At 47.8% G+C, this 19,960-nt stretch carries 17 protein-coding genes and 3 tRNA genes; 5 read left to right on the forward strand and 15 right to left on the reverse strand.

What is annotated here, in order from left to right; translation table 11 throughout:
- The 8 genes from A1sIIB76_RS06610 to A1sIIB76_RS06645 form a co-directional block, all read right to left on the reverse strand.
- Complete coding sequence (locus A1sIIB76_RS06610) at positions 1-759, reverse strand: succinate dehydrogenase/fumarate reductase iron-sulfur subunit (RefSeq protein WP_095675402.1); 759 nt, start codon at positions 757-759, stop codon at positions 1-3.
- Positions 759-2,654, reverse strand: coding sequence for a fumarate reductase/succinate dehydrogenase flavoprotein subunit (locus A1sIIB76_RS06615; protein WP_095697308.1), 1,896 nt, complete (start codon positions 2,652-2,654; stop codon positions 759-761). The genes A1sIIB76_RS06610 and A1sIIB76_RS06615 overlap by 1 nt, the downstream gene beginning before the upstream one ends.
- Positions 2,655-2,669: 15 nt before the next feature.
- On the reverse strand, positions 2,670-3,470 hold the full coding sequence (locus A1sIIB76_RS06620) for a hypothetical protein (RefSeq protein WP_095685142.1): 801 nt from the start codon (positions 3,468-3,470) through the stop codon (positions 2,670-2,672).
- 171 nt (positions 3,471-3,641) lie between these two features.
- Positions 3,642-3,724 (reverse strand) — tRNA-Ser (locus tag A1sIIB76_RS06625).
- 60 nt (positions 3,725-3,784) lie between these two features.
- A complete protein-coding gene (locus tag A1sIIB76_RS06630; RefSeq protein WP_095697309.1) occupies positions 3,785-4,615 on the reverse strand; it encodes an HAD family hydrolase in 831 nt (276 codons plus the stop codon).
- Positions 4,612-5,880, reverse strand: coding sequence for a serine--tRNA ligase (serS, locus tag A1sIIB76_RS06635; protein WP_095697310.1), 1,269 nt, complete (start codon positions 5,878-5,880; stop codon positions 4,612-4,614). Before serS ends, A1sIIB76_RS06630 begins: the two co-directional genes overlap by 4 nt.
- Positions 5,877-6,719, reverse strand: a complete 843-nt coding sequence (gene pheA / locus A1sIIB76_RS06640; protein WP_095697311.1) for a prephenate dehydratase — start codon at positions 6,717-6,719, stop codon at positions 5,877-5,879. Before pheA ends, serS begins: the two co-directional genes overlap by 4 nt.
- Before the next feature lie 3 nt (positions 6,720-6,722).
- Positions 6,723-7,418 carry a glycerophosphodiester phosphodiesterase gene (locus A1sIIB76_RS06645; protein ID WP_095697312.1) on the reverse strand — a complete coding sequence of 232 codons (696 nt, stop codon included), beginning with the start codon at positions 7,416-7,418 and terminating at the stop codon, positions 6,723-6,725.
- Between the two features lie 36 nt (positions 7,419-7,454).
- Between A1sIIB76_RS06645 and A1sIIB76_RS06650 the strand changes: the two genes are divergently transcribed.
- Entirely contained in the window at positions 7,455-8,231 is a 777-nt protein-coding gene (locus A1sIIB76_RS06650) for a PP2C family protein-serine/threonine phosphatase (protein WP_095694171.1), read from the forward strand.
- Positions 8,228-9,775: a protein kinase domain-containing protein gene (locus A1sIIB76_RS06655; protein ID WP_095694080.1), complete on the forward strand. Its 1,548-nt coding sequence runs from the start codon at positions 8,228-8,230 to the stop codon at positions 9,773-9,775. Before A1sIIB76_RS06650 ends, A1sIIB76_RS06655 begins: the two co-directional genes overlap by 4 nt.
- Here A1sIIB76_RS06655 and A1sIIB76_RS06660 read toward each other — a convergent pair.
- Positions 9,772-10,401 (reverse strand): aminodeoxychorismate/anthranilate synthase component II, encoded by a 630-nt coding sequence (locus tag A1sIIB76_RS06660; protein WP_095697313.1) that lies wholly within the window; start codon positions 10,399-10,401, stop codon positions 9,772-9,774. The genes A1sIIB76_RS06655 and A1sIIB76_RS06660 overlap by 4 nt on opposite strands.
- Positions 10,402-10,430: 29 nt before the next feature.
- On the opposite strand from A1sIIB76_RS06660, the gene A1sIIB76_RS06665 reads away from it, so the two are divergent.
- From A1sIIB76_RS06665 to A1sIIB76_RS06675, 3 genes are read left to right on the forward strand one after another with little or no spacing between them, the layout of a single operon-like run.
- Positions 10,431-10,697 (forward strand): cell division protein CrgA, encoded by a 267-nt coding sequence (locus A1sIIB76_RS06665; protein ID WP_095675529.1) that lies wholly within the window; start codon positions 10,431-10,433, stop codon positions 10,695-10,697.
- 26 nt (positions 10,698-10,723) lie between these two features.
- Positions 10,724-11,953, forward strand: coding sequence for an alpha-hydroxy acid oxidase (locus A1sIIB76_RS06670; RefSeq protein ID WP_095697314.1), 1,230 nt, complete (start codon positions 10,724-10,726; stop codon positions 11,951-11,953).
- A 17-nt stretch (positions 11,954-11,970) separates the two neighbouring features.
- Positions 11,971-14,016 carry a 4Fe-4S dicluster domain-containing protein gene (locus A1sIIB76_RS06675; protein WP_095697315.1) on the forward strand — a complete coding sequence of 682 codons (2,046 nt, stop codon included), beginning with the start codon at positions 11,971-11,973 and terminating at the stop codon, positions 14,014-14,016.
- On the opposite strand, the gene A1sIIB76_RS06680 is transcribed toward A1sIIB76_RS06675, so the two are convergent.
- The 6 genes from A1sIIB76_RS06680 to gyrB form a co-directional block, all read right to left on the reverse strand.
- Positions 13,991-14,548, reverse strand: a complete 558-nt coding sequence (locus A1sIIB76_RS06680) for a rhomboid family intramembrane serine protease (RefSeq protein WP_095694084.1) — start codon at positions 14,546-14,548, stop codon at positions 13,991-13,993. The two genes, A1sIIB76_RS06675 and A1sIIB76_RS06680, sit on opposite strands and share 26 nt — an antisense overlap.
- A 15-nt stretch (positions 14,549-14,563) precedes the next feature.
- Complete coding sequence (locus tag A1sIIB76_RS06685; protein ID WP_095675414.1) at positions 14,564-15,076, reverse strand: peptidylprolyl isomerase; 513 nt, start codon at positions 15,074-15,076, stop codon at positions 14,564-14,566.
- 1 nt (position 15,077) lies between these two features.
- A tRNA-Ala gene (locus tag A1sIIB76_RS06690) sits at positions 15,078-15,150 on the reverse strand.
- A 13-nt stretch (positions 15,151-15,163) separates the two neighbouring features.
- A tRNA-Ile gene (locus A1sIIB76_RS06695) sits at positions 15,164-15,238 on the reverse strand.
- A 96-nt stretch (positions 15,239-15,334) separates the two neighbouring features.
- On the reverse strand, positions 15,335-17,833 hold the full coding sequence (gene gyrA / locus A1sIIB76_RS06700; protein ID WP_095697316.1) for a DNA gyrase subunit A: 2,499 nt from the start codon (positions 17,831-17,833) through the stop codon (positions 15,335-15,337).
- The gene (gyrB, locus tag A1sIIB76_RS06705; protein WP_095697317.1) at positions 17,833-19,812 is read right to left on the reverse strand and encodes a DNA topoisomerase (ATP-hydrolyzing) subunit B; all 1,980 of its coding nucleotides are present in this window, start codon (positions 19,810-19,812) and stop codon (positions 17,833-17,835) included. The genes gyrA and gyrB overlap by 1 nt, the downstream gene beginning before the upstream one ends.
- Positions 19,813-19,960 lie beyond the last annotated feature (148 nt).

Raw genomic sequence — 19,960 nt, forward strand, 5'->3', positions numbered from 1 at the left:
TTAGCTGCGCTTTTCTCGCTTGAGAAGACCGGCAAACATGCGAGCTGGATCGTACTTAATATCAACAACGCGCTCCTTCATCGGAATGATTGCGTTGTCAGTGATCTTGATGTGCTCTGGGCAGACCTCAGTACAGCACTTTGTAATGTTACACATTCCAAGGCCATGCTCTTCTTGAGCAGTGCGTTTACGGTTTTTCAAGATATCTAGTGGGTGCATATCTAGCTCTGCGATACGGATAAAAAATCGTGGCCCAGCAAAAGATGGCTTGTTCTCTTCGTGGTCGCGAATTACGTGGCAAGTGTCCTGACATAAGAAGCACTCAATGCACTTACGGAATTCTTGGCTTCGCTCAACATCGACCTGTTGCATGCGTGCTTCACCTGGTGCTAAATCCTTAGGTGGCTCATAGGCCGGAATTTCCATTGCTTTCTTATAATTAAAAGATACGTCGGTAACGAGATCTTTAATGACAGGAAATGCGCGAAGTGGAGTAACAGTAATAGTTTCATTCTCATCAAATGAAGCAACCTGAGTCATGCAGGCAAGGCGTGGTTTTCCGTTGATCTCCATCGAACAAGATCCACATTTTCCTGCCTTGCAGTTCCAGCGGACAGCGAGGTCACCCATCTGTGTTGCTTGAACACGGTGAATAACATCGAGAACTACTTCGCCCTCGTTGACATCAACTTGTACATCTTTGAGACCACCGTCTTTTGCGTCTCCTCGCCAGATGCGAAGATTAAGTGTGCGTGCCATTAGTTGGAACCGCCTTTCGCAATTTCTTCCGGTGTCATGTACTTCTCAAGTTCGTGCACATCAAAGAGATCAAAGAGCTCTTTAGGTAATACTGGCAAAGCTTGTTCTTTAATGTTGACTTGATTGCCGTCAAAGCTGGCGATGTTATTGATCTGGCGCCATTTGTTATTCATGCCAGGGAAATCATCTCGAGTGTGTCCACCACGCGATTCTTCCCGCAATAGCGCCGACTTAGCTGTTGATTCAGCAACCAGGAGCATGTTGTCTAGATCAAAGGCTAGGTGGAATCCTGGGTTGAATAAACGCCCCCCGGAAACGGCTACGTTCTTACTGCGAGCGCGAATGTCGGCAATCTTGATGATTGCTTCTTCAATCTCGGTGCGCGTGCGAATAATTCCAATTAAGTTATGTGTGACTTCCTGCAGCTCCGCGTGAAGTGAGTATGAGTTCTCTCCACCCGCTCGACTAAATGGTGCTTCGATGCGATCGGCAGCTGCCTTAACTGATGCAGCCGAGACCGGATTAGCACCCGCGCTCTTCACATAATTAACAGCGCCCGCACCTGCTCGGCGACCAAAGACAAGAAGGTCTGTGAGTGAGTTTCCGCCAAGACGGTTTGAGCCGTGCATTCCACCAGCAACTTCACCCGCGGCATAGAGTCCTGGAACTCCTACCGCTGCTGCAGTATCTGGTTCAACTTCCACTCCGCCCATCACATAGTGACAAGTTGGGCCAACTTCCATCGCCTCTTTTGTAATATCAACGCCAGCAAGTTCATAGAACTGATGCCACATCGAAGGAAGACGCTTCTTAATCACTTCAGCAGGGATGCGCTTTGAAACATCGAGGTAGACACCGCCATGTTCAGTACCGCGTCCTGATTTCACTTCGGTGTTAATCGCACGAGCAACTTCATCGCGAGGCAGAAGCTCTGGCGGACGTCGGTTGTTATCTTGATCTAGATACCAGCGGTCTGCTTCTTCTTCATTATCGGCATACTTATCTTTGAATACATCTGGGATGTACTTAAACATAAAGCGCTCACCGAGTGAGTTAGTCAAAATTCCACCCTCACCACGAACTGATTCAGTAACAAGGATTCCACGTACTGAAGGTGGCCAGACCATTCCTGTTGGGTGGAACTGTAAGAACTCCATATCAACCAGGTTCGCGCCAGCTTTGAGTGCAAGTGCGTGTCCGTCTCCGGTGCCTTCCCAGGAGTTTGATGTGATCTTGAAAGTTTTTCCAACACCGCCGGTAGCAATAACTACTGCAGGTGCTTCAAAGAGAACTTCTTCTCCGCTCTCACGCCAGTAACCGTAAGCACCAGAGATTTTGCCGTTCTCCTTAAGAATTTCAGTGATAGTGCATTCAGCGAAAACTTTGATCTTCGCTTCCATGTCGCCAAATTCGCGACCATCTTTCTGTTGCAACTGAACAATCTTCTGTTGCATTGTGCGAATAATTTCTAGGCCGGTGCGATCTCCTACGTGTGCAAGGCGTGGATATTCATGTCCACCAAAGTTACGTTGTGAAATCTTTCCTGCTTTTGTGCGATCAAAGAGCGCGCCCCACATTTCAAGTTCCCAGATGCGGTCTGGTGCTTCTTTGGCATGTAGTTCTGCCATCCGGAAATGGTTAAGGAATTTACCGCCACGCATAGTGTCGCGAAAGTGGACCATCCAATTATCTTTATCATTCACATTTCCCATAGATGCAGCAGCGCCGCCTTCGGCCATCACCGTATGAGCTTTACCAAAGAGTGACTTACAGATAATGGCAACGCTCAAGCCTGCTTCGCGAGCCTCCACAGCTGCACGTAAACCTGCACCACCAGCACCAATTATGAGGACGTCGTACTTCTCTCTTTGCAGAGTTGATTCGTTGGCAGTCATATCTGTCGGCATCCTTTAGAAGAAGTAGAAGTTTGTCCAGGCGCCAGTTGCAACTTGGCGAACGTAGATATCGGCAAATGCAACGCCAGCAAGTGAGTACCAGGCAAATTGTTGATGCTTGTGATTAAGCGCTGAAACCCAAGTCCATGCCTTGTATCGAACTGGGTGTTTTGAGAAATGTTTTAAACGTCCACCAATAGTGTGGCGACAGGTGTGGCATGAAAGTGAATAGAACCAGAGAAGTGTTGAACTCACGAGCAGTACGAGGGAACCAACACTCATATGTCCCCACTCACCCTCAACGCTCTTAAATGAAATAATTGCGTCGTAGGTAAGAAAGACGTTAAAGACCAAACCTGCATAGAAGAACCAACGGTGTGAGTTCTGCAAGATAAGAGGTGCGCGTGTTTCACCTGTGTACTTCGTGTGTGGTTCGGCAACTGCGCACGCTGGTGGTGAAAGCCAGAAAGCGCGGTAATAAGCCTTGCGGTAGTAATAACAAGTCATACGGAAACCAAGTGGGAAGATCAAAATAATAAGTGCTGGTGAAAGTGCGAAGTTAAAAATTTGAGCACTGACAGGAGTAAAGCCAAGAAATGTTGCTTCCGGCACGCAGGCTTCTGATAAACACGGTGAATAGAAAGGTGAGATCAGATGATCTTTGTAGTAGTTGGCACCCTCAAAAGCTCTAAAGGTTGCATAGATAATGAATGAGAAAAGAACTCCGAAGGTAATTGCGGGTTCTAACCACCATTTATCTGTGCGTAGCGTGCGCTCTTTAATCTTCGCGCGCGTTGGAGAAAAAACTCCGGACATGTCTGCTCCCCTAGTTTTCCCGAGTGACGGGATTCTCTAATGAGAGAAGTGTGCGCTTACTGGGGCAAAGTCGCTAGGCGGTGAGCCGCATATAGCTTATGAAGTCAGCCACAACTGGCGCATGAAATGCAAAACCCGCCCCAGTGCATGAGGCGGGTTTGGCGTTAAGCGCGGAGGACGTGGGATTTGAACCCACGAGGCTTTCACCTGCCGGTTTTCAAGACCGGTGCACTCGGCCGCTATGCGAGTCCTCCGTGGGAGAGATTACCCGAAAGTGGCCATCTTGAATAATTCAGCGAAAAATTAGTGAGTAATTAGGCAGGAAGTTCGAGCAGCTGCTCGATGATGATTGCAACACCATCTTCTTCACATGGACCAGCAACTGCCTTTGCATACTTCACGCCATCGGGATGTCCATCAGACATCGCAAATGATCGGCCACACCATTCAAGCATTGAAAAGTCATTTGGGTTATCTCCAAATGAAACACAATCTGCTGCATCAATGCCAAGTCGCCCAGCCATCTTTGCCAGTGTCATTCCCTTTGAAACACCAATAGCAGAAATTTCAAGAAGTGAGTCATGCGGATTTGAATGTGTAACAGTTGCTAGGCCTTCTAATTCAACTGATGCGATAGCTAACATTTCATCCGATGTTAGCTCCTGCTGAGAGCAGCGAGCGAGCAGCTTCAGTGATGGAGAAGTAATCACTTCTTCAATGCGATCTACTCCGATGTTATCTAAACCAACATCCCAGCGCGGAATATAAATCTTTTCTCGGTGAAAGTAATTATGTGATTCCACTGCAAATGAAATCTGGGGAATCGCTGCACGCAATCGCTTGACAGATTCCAGGATATCTTCAGCATCCATCAGCCATTGTTCTAGGACTTTATTGTTCTGCAGGTCATACAACATGGCGCCATTGCCGCATATTGCGTTACCAATTCCAAATGCCTCTTTGATCTCTGGCATCCAACGCGGTGGGCGACCTGTAACAAAGAAGATTTCAATTCCCATGGAATGCGCTTTACGAAAAGCGTCGATGGTGCGCTGAGTTACATTGCCATAGTGGGCGACGATAGTGCCGTCGAGATCTGATGCAATGAGCTTTGGACGGCGCTGCGATACTTGAGGAAGACTCACACAACCTCAAATTTCTTCATGCCAAGAAATGGTTGCAGCGCTGCTGGAACATTGACCGTGCCATCTGCATTTTGATGATTCTCTAAAATTGCAACAATCATGCGAGGAATAGCAACTAGGGTGCCATTGAGAGTGGCAATTGCCTTGACTCCTTCAGAGTCTTTATAACGAATATTCAAGCGTCGCCCCTGGAACTCCGTGCAATTAGATGTACTTGTTACTTCACGATAGGCGTCCTGGGTAGGAATCCATGCCTCGATATCAAATTTGCGTGTGGCAGATGAACCGAGATCACCTGATGCAACATCGATTACGCGGAATGGGATCTCCATTGCGCTCAGGAAATCTTTCTCCCATTGCAACAACCGCAGATGCTCTGCTTGTGCATCCTCAGGCTTGCAGAAGGTAAACATTTCTACTTTATCGAATTGATGCACCCGAATAATTCCGCGAGTATCTTTTCCATATGTTCCAGCTTCGCGGCGGAAGCATGACGAATATCCGGCATAGCGAAGTGGCAATTTATCAACCGGTAGAGTTTCATCCATATGCATCGCTGCAAGTGGGACTTCAGATGTTCCTACTAAATAGACATCATCTTTTTCAATGCGATATACATTCTCTGCTGCTTGGCCAAGGAATCCTGTTCCCTCCATTGCCGCAGGGTTTACCAACACTGGTGGAATAACAGGTGTGAAACCATTCTTTACCGCGCTCTGGATTGCGTAATTAACGAGTGCAAATTCCAGGAGCGCACCAACACCGGTCAGGTAATAAGAACGTGAGCCAGCAACTTTTGCACCGCGCTCGGTATCAATGGCACCAAGTAACTTACCGAGCTCTACGTGATCCTTTGGCGCAAAACCGTCTTTGCCAAAATCACGAGGAGTTCCAACATGTTCAATGATGAGGAAATCTTCTTCGCCGCCTATCGGTGCTTGGGTGTCTAATAGATTAGAGAGTTGCAAAATTAGCGCTTTGGTCTGTTCTTCTACTTGGGCGCGCTTGCTATCGGCTGCTTTAACTTTATCTGCCAGCGCTTTCGCGTTCTCAAGCAGCGCTGCTTTCTCATCACCTTTAGCTGCGCCAACGCTCTTGGAAAGGGTGTTCTGTTCTTGGCGTAGCGTTTCAAACTCTTTTACCGCAGCGCGTTTCTTCTCATCAATTGCGAGGATTTGATCTACGAGTTCAACACTTTCACCGCGCCCCTTTTGTGATGCACGGACAACATCTGGGTGCTCACGTAAGAATTTGATATCAATCATGCGCGCACCTCCCGTGGATAAGATCCTAAGAATCTAATGTCGTCGCAGATTTCGCGGAGCTCTTCCACGGATTTACCGACTGGCGCATCTTTAATGTGACCTTCGACATCAATGATGAAATGGTAGTGACCAAGTTCGCGACCCGTTGGACGTGACTGGATGAATGTCAGGTTTACATCGTGTTGGGCAAAGACTTGCAGAATTTCAAGGAGCGCTCCCGCATGGTCGATATCGATAAAGACGGCAATTGAGGTGCGATCGTGTCCGGTCGGCTCTGGCATCCATCCCGGCTTCTGGGCGGCGATAAATCGGGTGACGGCGCCGCCGTTATCTCCAATATTTTCAGCAATGACTTCTAGGTTGAAATGTTGGGCAGCCGCACTTGATGCAATAGCTGCATCTATTTCACCCTTGCTCACTGCCTCAGCTGCGGCAGATGTTGAGGCGGTAGAAACTATTTCTGCATGCGGATAGTTCTTTGCAATATAGGCCCGACATTGTGATTCGGCATGTGGATGTGTGCCAATCCGCTTGATTTCTTTCGTACCTGGCTTAAACATTAAAGCGAAGGTCACGGCAAGCGTTACTTCTCTAGCAATTGTCAGTGGTTCTCCAGTTGCAAGTTCATCAAGGGTGCGTGCAACAACGCCTTCTACCGAATTCTCAATCGGAACGAGTGCGTAATCCGCTTTCCCAGAACGCACTGCATCGAGTGCGGCGGTGACATTGGCAAAAGGAATGGAGATATCAGCTTCACTGGTAATTGTTTTTAACGCAGCTTCCGTAAAAGTTCCAACCGGCCCCAAATAGGCATATGTATGGCTGTCTTGGGTGCTCACTGGTTAAGGATACCCGAGTACCTCACGTGCATGTGCCGGCTTATTGGTGATGAGAATGTCTACGCCTAACTTGTGGCACAACCGAATGTCCTCATCCTTATCGACGGTCCACACATTGAGCGAACGCCCTAGCGACTGGATCTTTTTCGCAATCACTGGCTCGGCACGTAACTCGTTCATTCCTGGTCCGATTGCAGCACTAGATGAAAAACGTGCCTGAAACCATGGCGTATTTTTATGCATAAGAAATGTTGTATTAATTGTTGAATCTAATCTGCGCATCTTCTCCACCGCTAGCCAACTAAATGACATGACCGAGACTGCAATTTTTGCAAGCGCTTTCTTTTCATGGAGTGCGGCAACTAGTAACTCTTCCACGCGGTTGCCGGAAAAGACGGGATGCTTAGTTTCTAAAAGCACACCTTTCTTATTGGCGATTGCATAATCTAAGAAAGTATCAAGGGTGAGCACCTGCGGGTATGCCTGAGATACCTCTTCATATGTCATCTCAGCAATGAGGCCTCGGTTGCCAGCCCGTTCGAGCATCGAAGCGTTATGCCACAAGATAGGTACTTCATCTTTGGTGATGCGCAGATCGCACTCGAAGCCGTCGGCGCCTTGTTCAACTGCGCCTTCGTAGGCGGCCATGGTGAGTTCTGGAAAATCGGCACTCGCACCGCGATGCGCGTAGATGAGCATGAGACCGAGAGTAGCAAAGAGATTAGTCTTACCCCCATGGGCCAGCTCTACTTCGCAACTGCCGCGCGTTCTGCGGTGGGTCTTGTCCGCAAGGGCAATGAAGATAGCGCTCTTACTTCACTGCACGTTATTGCCGTTGCCGATGGAATGGGCGGGCATGCAGCAGGAGAAGTTGCATCAAAGATTGCAATCAATTCACTTGCCGAACTCACCTCAGTTATTACTCACCCAGATATTGATTCTGATTCTGCTGACGATCTCTTTGGCCAATCACTTCACACTATTGATACTCAGCTAAAGAGTGCGGCAGATGAAAACCCAGAGCTTTCGGGCATGGGAACTACGTTGACATCTCTCTTTCTCTCACAGGAAAAGATTGCCTTGCTCCACATTGGAGATTCCCGGGCATATCGGTTGCGGGCAAACTCATTTGAGCAACTCTCTCTCGACCACACCGTGATTCAAGAGCTACTTAGCCAAGGTGCAATTTCGGAGGCAGATATTGCAACGCATCCTCAGCGCTCGGTGCTCACTCAAGTCCTCATGGGCGATGGCATCACACACGCACCTCTACTGATTCTCGAAGGAAAAGTTAAAGATCGCTATCTAGTATGCAGCGACGGGTTGAGCTCTGTCTTAACCGAGAAAGAGATTAAGTCATTGATTAAAGGTAAGAATCGCAAAGAAGCTGTTGATGCTTTAGTTGATGCCACCTATATCAATGGCGCTCCCGATAACGTCACGGTAATCATCGCTGATCTGGTGGAGATAAGTGAAGATAGTTCGATTCTCACCTTAGGTGCCGCACAATGATGAATTCATTATTGGGTGCTCGCTACCTGCTTGGGGAAATGATTGGCACCGGTGGCATGGCCGATGTGTATATTGCACAAGACCAACGTTTGTCACGAGAAGTAGCTATCAAAATCTTGCGGAGTGATTTAGCAAAAGATCCACTCTTCGTGGCTCGATTTAGAAAAGAAGCAAAAGCTGCTGCTGGCCTTAATCACCCAGCAATTGTTGCTGTTTATGACTCTGGTGAAGAACCTGCGCCGTATATCGTGATGGAACTTGTTTCTGGGCACACTCTGCGTGATCTGATTCACGACGGGGAAAGACTTCCGCTCCAGCGCGCACTAGAAATTGCCGAGGGCGTTCTTGCAGGCCTTGAGTATTCACATGCGCGAGCGATTGTTCACCGCGATATCAAGCCGGCGAATGTAATGATCACCGATAAAGGTGATGTGAAGGTGATGGACTTTGGAATCGCGCGTGCCATGGATGATCTTGGTGCCACTCTTACCAGCACCTGGAATGTTGTGGGAACTGCGCAATATCTTTCACCTGAACAAGCTGTGGGTGAGCCCGCAGATTCACGAAGTGATATTTACTCAGCTGGATGCTTACTCTTTGAACTACTTTCGGGGCAACCACCATTTACTGGAGAAACTCCGGTATCAATTGCCTACCAACATGCTTCGAGCACCGCTCCACTTATTCGCACCATACAACCAGATCTTCCAGAAGGAATTGAAACTATCCTTGCAGTTGCACTAGCCAAGAAACCTGCAGATCGTTACCAAAGTGCACAAGAAATGCTCGATGATATTGCTCGAGTACGTGCAGGTGAGAAAGTATTAGCCAAGGTTGTTAGCCCTCCAGTATTTACTCGTAAGTCTGCCCTTATTTATGGTGGTGCCTTCTTTGCCGCAATTGCGCTAGCTATTGGTGGTTATTTATATAGTGGCAGCTCAAATAAGAATCTGGCGCAAATCCCTAATGTTGTGGGCTTGAGTGAGGCACAAGCACGCGCCCTCTTGAGCCAATACACAATCACGATTAGACGAGCGAATGACGGTGTTATTCCACGCGATCGAGTTGCAAGCCAAATTCCACTAGCAACAATGAGCGCCCAACCCGGATCATCGATCGTACTTACGATTTCAAAGGGTCCGGGAGAGGCAATTGTTCCTGATGATCTAATTGGTATGTCACTAATCGATGCGCGCGCAGCCCTTACCGCTGTTGGTCTACTTGTTTCACAGACCATTGCTGCTCCATCAGATGAACCACAGGGAACAGTGCTCGAAGTGACACCTGCAGTGGGCTCAGTTACCGATGCTGGCAGTGGAGTAATTCTCACAATTGCAAGTGGTGAAATCACTGTTCCAGACTTGGTTGGTGTGGAAGCAATTCAAGCTAAGACTTCGCTGATTCAAGCGGGTTTTCTTATCAACGAATTCTTTGATTTTGATCCGGAGCAACCACTCGGAGTTGTTATTCGCCAAGCACCTGATGCGGAGTCAACCCAAACAATTGGTAAATCAGTCACAATTACAATTAATAGAGAGCCTTAATTAGCTCTGCCGACTACTGGCGATAATCCAACTGCTCGCTTAGGTGCAGCTAGATCACCACATGTCACCAACCAATTAGCCAACATCTGATGTCCGTGTTCGGTTAAGACTGATTCTGGGTGGAACTGAACGCCTTCGATTGGCAAATTTCTATGCTTAAGTGACATGACCACACCAGATTCAGTTGACCCGGTAATTTCTAAGACATCTGGAACGGTATCTCGTTCTACTGCAAGTGAGTGATAGCGAGTTGCAGTAAATGGTGAAGGCAGATTACTCAGTACTCCCGTTGCGTTATGAATAACTTCTGACGTCTTTCCATGTAAAAGCTCTGGAGCGCGAGAGACAGTGGCACCAAATGCTTCACCGATTGCTTGATGGCCAAGACAGACGCCAAATAACGGAATTGAATTCGCTGCGCAGTATTTGATCATCGCGATGCTGACCCCAGCCTTATCGGGAGTGCCCGGTCCTGGGGAGATTAAAACCCCGTCATATCGCGCAGCTTCATCGGCTGTGACTTCATCGTTTCGAACAACGGTGCATTCTGCCCCCAATTGTGCGAGGTATTGAACGAGGTTAAAGACGAACGAGTCGTAGTTATCGATGACGAGGATTCGAGCCATGGTCCTAATTGTGCTGTAACCTTGCCCTCATGCCAAAGTCGAAGTTGCGTAAGAAAGTCGCCGAGCAGCACGCTCACGAAGAACAGCATCACATCGAAGAAGAGTCACCGCTGCTCGAGAGCCCATCGTGGCTTGCCCCTGTGATGATTGCCAACTTCCTAATCGGCCTCTTCTGGATTGTCATCTTCTATGTCAGCGAAACTCGCTACCCAATTCCGGGTATCGGAGCTTGGAACATGATTATTGGCTTTAGCTTTATTGCCGTGGGATTCTCGCTCGCAACTAAGTGGCGCTAAGTAAGAAACTTTAGAACACTTCTTCCATGGGCAAGAATGTTAAGCGTCAATTTCCCAAGCCTTCGGAGCTAGCCCCACTTCTTAAGTTCTCACTTCCTACTCTGCGCCGCAAGAAGCGTCGCTTAGAGAAGGCATACACAATCTGGGATTTACGCGATATTGCAAAGAAGCGCACTCCTAAAGGTCCGTTTGATTACACCGACGGGTCAGCAGAGAGTGAAGTTAGTCTAGAACGTGCTCGTCAAGCATTTGCCGATCTTGAATTTATTCCAAGTATTTTAAAAGATGTATCTACTGCAGATTTAACTCGCACCTCACTCGGAGAAAAATTCTCAATGCCACTTGGTATTGCTCCAACCGGATTTACCCGCATGATGCAGACTGAAGGTGAAATTGCGGGAGCACGGGCTGCTGAAAAATATGGAATTCCATTTACGCTCTCAACCCTTGGCACAACAACTATTGAGGATGTTGTCACCGCAGCACCTGGTGGTCGCAATTGGTTCCAGTTATATATGTGGAAAGATCGCGAAGGAAGCATGGCGTTGGTCGAGCGTGCACAACGTGCTGGTGTGAAAAACCTAATGCTCACAGTTGATGTTCCTGCCGCCGGACAAAGAATTCGTGATTATCGAAATGGCCTCACCGTTCCACCGCGTCTGACAGCTGGAACAGTGATTAACGCTATTCCTCGACCTGCTTGGTGGATTAACTTTCTAACAACTCCCTCAATCGAATTTGCATCGATGAAGAATTGGGAGGGCACTGTAGGAGAACTCCTTGACTACATGTTCGACCCAACAATGACATGGGAAGATCTGAAGTGGATTAGAGAACAGTGGAATGGAACGCTGACGGTCAAGGGAATTCAAAATCTTGATGATGCAAAAAAGGCGGCAGAGCTTGGAGCCGATGCGGTTCTACTCTCCAATCATGGCGGCAGGCAGCTCGATCGCGCTCCAGTAATGCTGCATTTACTCAGTGATATCAAGAAGGAATTTAAGAAAGATTACGAGATTCATATTGATACTGGAATTATGCATGGGGCTGATGTTCTGGCCGCTATCGCACTCGGTGCTCAATTTACTTATGTGGGCAGAGCTTATTTATATGGCCTGATGGCTGGTGGCCAAGATGGCGTCGAGCGCGCACTTGAAATCATGCGCACGCAAATGGTTCGAAATATGAAGTTGTTGGGTGTGAATTCATTAGATGAGTTGACTCCTAAGCATGTGCGCTTCCTAAATCGCCAGTAACGATTACCCTTACGCTCATGAAGTTTGCGCTGGCAGGACTCTCTTATCTCATTACTGCCTTCGCACTCATTTTTCTTACTGTGCGAGTGCGCCAATTAATTGCTATTTATAAGAAGCAGCAACCAGATCCCACTCGCAGCAACAATAAATCTGCGCGGTTTAAGAACATGCTCACAGAAGTTCTTGGACATACCAAGATGCTCAACTTCACAGCCACGGGAATCGCTCACTGGTTTGTGATGATTGGTTTTGGTGCGCTATTCGGAACTCTTATCACCGCATATGGACAAGTAATTAACCCTGACTTTGCACTTCCTATCATTGGGCATTTTGTTGGATATGAACTCTTCGCTGAACTTATTGCCGCCCTCACCGGCGTTGGCATAGTTACCTTGATTGGCATTCGCCAAGTAACTCGTCTTCGCACGCGCAATCGTTTTAGTGGATCGAATATGGGTAAGGCCTATTACATCGAGGCAACAATTCTTGGCATTGTTTTCTGTGTCATTGCACTTCGCGGTTTGGAAGGCGCACTCGCTAATGAAGAATCATGGAACTGGCACTATGCAATTTCATGGCCGGCAGTTCTTGCCTTTAACTCTATGTCAGTTGCATCCCTTGAAAGTGCAATAGTTATCGTTGCAACGCTCAAGATTGTTATTTCAATGGCCTGGTTCATTGTGATTGCATCTGATTTCACTATGGGTATCGCCTGGCACAGATTCCTTGCCTTCTTTAATATTTACTACAAACGCAATATCGATCAACCAGCACTCGGTGCGCTGCCAGAGATGCTCTCAAAAGGTAAGCCGGTTAATTTCGAAGATCCGGCAGAAGATGATGTATTTGGGCTTGGAACGCGCGGAGATATCTCCTGGAAGGGCTTGCTGGATATGACCAGCTGCACCGAATGTGGTCGTTGCCAATCGCAATGTCCGGCCTGGCATACCGATAAACCACTTTCACCTAAGTTATTGATTATGGCGATGCGCGATCACGCGATGTCAAAGGTTGTCGAGACTGAGAACATTGTGGGTGAGAACGCTCCTATCTCACTTGATGTCTTATGGTCTTGCACATCGTGTGGTGCTTGTGTTGAAGAGTGTCCGGTTGATATCGAACACGTTGATCACATCGTTAATATGCGTCGCTTCCAAGTATTAGTTGAATCCGAGTTTCCGACAGAGCTTGGTGGAACGTTTAGAAACCTGGAGAAGGCCGGCAACCCATGGGGTGCAAATAAGGCTGACCGCGAGAGCTGGATTGCAGAGTGTGATTTCCCAGTACGCGTTGTTAGCGGTGAACTTCCAGAAGAAGTTGAATATCTCTTCTGGGTTGGCTGCGCTGGTGCATACGAAGATCGAGCAAAGAAGACAACAAAGGCTGTCGCTGAGTTACTACATATGGCCGGAGTTAACTTTGCCGTTCTAGGAAAACGTGAGACTTGCACTGGAGATCCGGCACGTCGCTCCGGTAATGAATTTCTCTACCAAATTCTCTCCCAAGAAAACATCGCAACTTTTAACGAAACTTTTGGCGATAGATCAAAAGGTAAGAAGAAGGTTGTTGTTACCTGCCCGCATTGCTTCACAACTATTGGACGAGATTATGCACAGAGTGGTTTTGAGCTCGAAATGTTGCACCACACGCAATTACTTAACACTTTGATTAAAGAAGGGCGGCTGAAGCCAAGTCCTCATAAATCAGATAAGAAGCTGACTTATCATGACCCTTGCTACCTCGGTCGACACAACCAAATTTATGCACCACCTCGCGAACTATTAGAGGCAAGTGGTTGCGATGTGGAAGAGATGCCACGTAATAAGGAACGATCATTCTGCTGCGGTGGTGGCGGTGGTCGCATGTGGATGGAAGAAAAACTTGGAACCCGCATCAACTTAAATCGTGTTGATGAAGCTATCGAAACTGGTGCGCAAGAAGTCGCTGTTGCCTGTCCATTCTGCCGAATCATGGTCGGCGATGGAATGGTGGCGCGGCAATCAGATGTTGAAGTACTAGATGTTGCCCAGATATTACTTAGAAGCGTGAAGGCTTCAGAGTAAGCAATAACTTAGTCACTACAGCACCTGCGATAAGACCACCAAGGTGAGCGTGCCAATCTACGCCGCCAATAGTAAAACCCAGTGCAAAGTTCAGGGCAATGACAACGATGATGCTTTTAATGTCGCCGCCCATTCGCTTACCAATGACAACGAATGCACCGAATAAACCAAAGACCGCACCTGATACTCCCACTGAATATCCGTTGTAGCCAAGACTGTATGCCGAAAAGAGTGAGCCGCCAATAAGTGAGATGAAGAAGATAATGAGAAATTTATTGCGGCCCATAAAGCGCTCTATCGGTGTTCCAAGTGAGTGCAGCGCAAGCATGTTAAATGCTAGGTGAATTGGAATTGTATTTGAGTTATCGTGCACGAGAGCCACAGTGACAAGTCGATACCACTCGTTTGTTGATTTAAGTAATTCAATTCCATAAAGTCCAAATGTGCCAATGATTCCGGAATCAAGGAGTTCGTATAGGTAAAACGCGCAGATAATGGTGATTAGCGTTATGACTGTTGAACGCGATTTCATACGCTTAGAAAAGTACTACGCGATAGTGACGCTATTGATGACAACTGGCGTCACAGGCTTATCTTGAGCACCTGTTGGTGTTGCGCCAATCTTGTCTACGACAGCTTGTGAAGCGACATCTTTTACTTCACCGAAAATTGTGTGCTTGCGGTTTAGCCATGTTGTTGGTGCGACGGTGATAAAGAACTGTGAACCATTTGTTCCTGGTCCAGAGTTAGCCATGGCAAGGATGTATGGGCGATCGAATTGAAGCTCGCCATGGAATTCATCAGCGAACTGGTAACCAGGTCCGCCAAATCCTTGACCAAGTGGGTCTCCACCTTGGAGCATGAAGCCAGCGATGACGCGGTGGAAAATAGTTCCGTCATATAAATTCTCATTTGATTTTTTACCTGTGCGAGGATCTGTCCACTCTTTGGCACCCGTTGCAAGACCAACAAAATTTTCAACAGTCTTTGGCGCATGGTTAGGAAATAGCTCAATGACGATGTCGCCGAGTGAGGTATGAAGGGTTGCAGTGTTTGACATGTGGAGACCAGGGGAATCGAACCCCTAACCTCTGCCTTGCAAAGGCAGCGCTCTACCAATTGAGCTAGGTCCCCGTATTAGAACGGGTGGGCCCAGGTGGACTTGAACCACCGACCTCTTCCTTATCAGGGAAGCGCTCTAACCAGGCTGAGCTATGGGCCCGCTAGACGTACTTTCGTGCGTTTCGCAGAAGCGCAAGGTTACTTGAATATCATCAAGTAGCCAAAACGGCCCCCATTACTACAGGCGTGAACCCTACTACTTTTGCTCCGAAATCTCATCTTCGCTGTTGCGGGTCACAGATAACAGGGTCACACCAACATCTAAGTTGACCAGACGAACTCCCATTGAATCGCGGCCTGTTTGGCGCACTTCAGCTGCAGGGGTTCGCATGACAGTTCCAGCAGATGTAATCGCAAGGATTTCATCTTTATCTTCTAATACAAGTGCGGATACAAGAGTTCCGCGAGAATCTTCATCGATCTTTGCCGCCTTTATGCCAATGCCACCACGACCCTGTAATCGATACTCATCGATTGGAGTTTTTTTGCCATAGCCACCATCAGTTGCGGTAAAGACAAATGCACCTTGCGTAGATTGAGAATCAACGCGCGCCATTGTTAAGAGTTCATCACCCGCGCGAAATTTCATTCCAATCACACCAGATGTGGAACGTCCCATCGGGCGAAGTGAATCGTCATCGGTGGTAAAGCGCAGTGACATCGCCTTCTTAGAGACAAGTAAGAGTTCATCGGCATTACGGACAAGAGAAGCTGAAACAACTTCATCTCCAGGCTTTAATGAGATTGCAATGAGGCCACCTGTGCGCGGTGAATCGTATTCAGTCAGTGGGGTCTTCTTAACTAGTCCACCTTTTGTGGCAAGTACTAGGTAAGGAGCTGCGTTGTAATCTTTAAATGAAAGGACTTGTGCAATTTGTTCCTCTGGCTTAAATGCCATCAGATTTGCCACATGTTGTCCGCGGGCATCGCGGCCAGCATCAGGAAGCTCGTGCACCTTCGCCCGATATACGCGGCCCTGGTTGGTGAAGAACAAGAGCCAATCATGGGTAGAGGCGACAAAGAAATGATCAACCACATCATCTTGCTTCAGCGCCGCACCTTTAACGCCGCGACCACCTCTGCGCTGTGATTTATAGAGATCAGCGGTAGTGCGCTTGGAATACCCACCGCGGGTAATAGTTACTACAACATTATTATCAGGGATGAGATCTTCAGCCGAGAAATCACCTTCACTTGCCACAATTTGAGTACGGCGCTCATCGCCATATTTAGTAATCACTTCAGTGAGCTCGCTCTTGATGATTTCGCGCTGCTTACTTTCCGATGCCAAGATTGCGTTGAGTTCGATGATGTCAGCCATCAGGCCTTCGTATTCATCATTAATCTTCTGCCGCTCAAGTGCTGCAATCCGGCGCAACTGCATATCAAGAATTGCATTTGCTTGGATCTCATCGACATCAAGTAACTTCATCAAACCTGTGCGCGCTTCTTCGGGGGTCTTTGAGGCACGAATGAGTGCAATCACGGCATCGAGGGCATCGAGTGCCTTGAGGTATCCCTTAAGGATGTGTGCGCGTTTCTCTTTTTCAACTAAGCGGAATTTAGTACGACGCACAATGACTTCAACTTGATGCTCGATGTAATACTTAATGAATTCATCTAAGCGCAAGGTACGCGGAACACCGTCGACAAGTGCCAACATGTTGGCACCAAAAGTATCTTGTAGTTGAGTCTGCTTATATAAATTATTCAGAATCACCTTTGGAATTGCCGAGCTCTGCAAGACAATAACCAGGCGCTGGCCTAAACGTTCGTTACCTTCATCGCGCACATCTGCGATTCCTTTAATCTTTCCATCTTTAACAAGTTCCGCAATTTTAAGTGCCAGGTTATCTGGGTTTACTTGATAGGGAAGTTCAGTAACAACTAAGCAGGTGCGCTTATTAATCTCTTCTACATTTACTACTGCCCGCATAGTCACTGAGCCACGACCAGTGCGATAGGCATCTTCAATGCCGCCACGGCCAACAATCAGTGCCTTGGTTGGAAAATCTGGGCCTTTCACAACAGTAAGCAAATGATTAAGTAGATCTGGGGCCGGCATATCTGGATGTTCAAGTGCGTAAATAACTGCCTCACCGATTTCGCGAAGATTATGTGGCGGAATATTTGTCGCCATACCCACTGCAATACCGGCAGAACCGTTCACAAGTAAGTTGGGAAAGCGTGCAGGTAATACATCTGGCTCTTGTGATCGCCCGTCGTAGTTGGGCGAGAAGTTGACGGTATCTTCATCGATATCACGCATCATCTCCATGGCAAGAGGTGCCAAGCGAGCTTCGGTGTAACGCATCGCAGCTGCTGGATCGTTACCGGGTGAACCGAAGTTTCCGTTGCCATCTACCAATGGATAACGAAGTGACCATGACTGAGCTAAACGAACAACGGTGTCATAGATAGCGGTGTCACCATGAGGATGGTAATTACCCATGACATCACCGACGATGCGAGAAGATTTGTAATAGCCCTTATCGGGGCGATAACCAGCATCGAACATGGCATAGAGAACGCGGCGGTGAACTGGCTTTAGCCCATCTCGCACATCAGGAAGTGCGCGCCCAACAATGACAGACATGGCGTAGTCGAGATAGCTGCGCGCCATTTCAACTTGTAGGTCTACTTTTTCGATGCGATCGAAAGTTACCTCTTCCGGTGTCATGTCATCAGTTGTCATTAGATATCCAAGAATCTAACGTCTTTAGCATTGCGCTGAATAAATGCCCGTCGTTGTTCTACATCTTCACCCATCAGAACAGAGAACAAATCATCGGCTGCTGCAGCATCATCTAGTGTTACCTGAATCAAGACCCGATGCTCTGGGTCCATAGTTGTATCCCACAACTCTTTTGCCGGCATTTCACCTAAACCTTTAAAGCGCTGGATTCCATCTTCTTTCGGAAGACGCTTTCCGGCATCTAGACCAATCTTGATCATGCCATCGCGCTCTCTGTCACTAAATGCATACTCAACCGGGTCTTTACCTCCCCACTTGAGTTTATAAAGTGGAGGTTGGGCAAGATAGACGAAACCGTTTTCAATCAATGGACGCATAAATCTAAATAACAAAGTAAGAAGTAGTGTGCGAATGTGTTGACCATCAACGTCAGCATCGGCCATCAGAATAATCTTGTGATAGCGCAGCTTTTCGATATCAAAGTCATCGTGAACTCCGGTACCGAGTGCGGTAATCAGGGATTGCACTTCATTATTTTGTAGCACGCGATCAATGCGAGCCTTTTCAACGTTAAGGATCTTGCCGCGAATTGGTAGGACTGCTTGATTTCGTGAATCGCGGCCACCCTTTGTCGAACCACCAGCGGAGTCACCTTCGACAATGTAGAGCTCGCACTTGGAAGGATCAGTCCACTGGCAATCAGCTAGCTTGCCGGGCATTCCACGACCTTCGAGCAAACCCTTACGGTTACGAGCTAAATCACGTGCTTTGCGTGCTGCCACGCGAGCAGAAGCTGCATCGATTGATTTACGAATAATGTCTTTGCCCTCTTGTGGGTTTTGTTCAAACCACTGGGTCAAACGTTCATTGACTACCTTTTGGGTAAATGATTTCGCGGCAGTGTTACCGAGTTTGGTCTTTGTCTGTCCTTCAAACTGTGGTTCACCCAATTTGATGGAGACAATTGCAGTAAGACCTTCGCGGACATCATCGCCAGTAAGACGATCTTCTTTCTTGCGAATAAGTCCCTGTTCTTCGGCGAACTTATTAACCACTGAAGTCAGTGCTGTGCGGAAACCTTCCTCGTGGGTTCCACCTTCATGGGTGTGAATAGTGTTGGCAAAGGTGTAGACAGATTCGGAGAAGCCGTTATTCCACTGCATCGAGATTTCAAGAGAAAGTTGCGCCTTCTTATCCTCTGACTCAATGGCGATAACGGTCTTATGCAGCTCACCACGGGTGGAGTTCAGGTGCTTTACAAAATCAGTAATTCCGCCCTGGTATTGGTAGCGCACTGCAATTTGTTCGCCCTTGTCATCGACATGGCCAGGGCGTAAATCGGTCAGAGATAAAATTAGGCCGCGGTTAAGAAATGCCATCTCGCGAAAGCGAGTAGAGAGAACTTCGAATGAGAAATCAGTTGTTTCAAAGATATCCTCTGACGGCCAGAATTGAATTGTTGTTCCGGTCTCAGTTGTTGCTTCACCTTTAGCAACAGGTGCTTGTGGAACGCCAAGTCGGTAATCTTGGCGCCAGGTAAATCCATCACGCTTTACTTCAGCAGATAGCTTTGTAGAAAGTGCGTTAACCACGGATGAGCCAACACCGTGCAGACCGCCAGAGACGGAGTAACCACCATCGCCAAACTTTCCTCCTGCGTGTAAAACGGTGAGAACAACTTCAAGTGCTGGCTTCTTTTCAATCGGGTGGATATCAACCGGGATTCCACGACCGTTATCGACCACTTGTAGTGATCCATCGGGCATCAAGCTGACTTTAATTTCAGTGCAGTAACCTGCGAGCGCTTCATCAACTGCGTTATCGACGATTTCATAGACAAGGTGGTGCAGCCCGCGTTCACCGGTGGAGCCGATATACATTCCGGGGCGCTTTCGAACAGCCTCAAGGCCCTCTAGGACTGTGATCGAGGAGGCGTCGTATCCGCCTGGTTCCTTCTTCACATCACGCTTTTCGCTCAAAGTGGGAACTCCTTGAATTTGCCTTAAATGGGCTATAGAGCGGTGATTCCGCTATAGCAGGGTGAAATCCTATCGTTAAATCGCAAGTCAAATACCGGCGAGAAGCCTTAGGAGTGGGATTTACCGCCCGTTCGGCGCAGGGGTGAGG

It is taken from the genome of Candidatus Planktophila versatilis, assembly GCF_002288265.1.
GTDB classification, from domain to species: Bacteria; Actinomycetota; Actinomycetes; order Nanopelagicales; family Nanopelagicaceae; genus Planktophila; species Planktophila versatilis.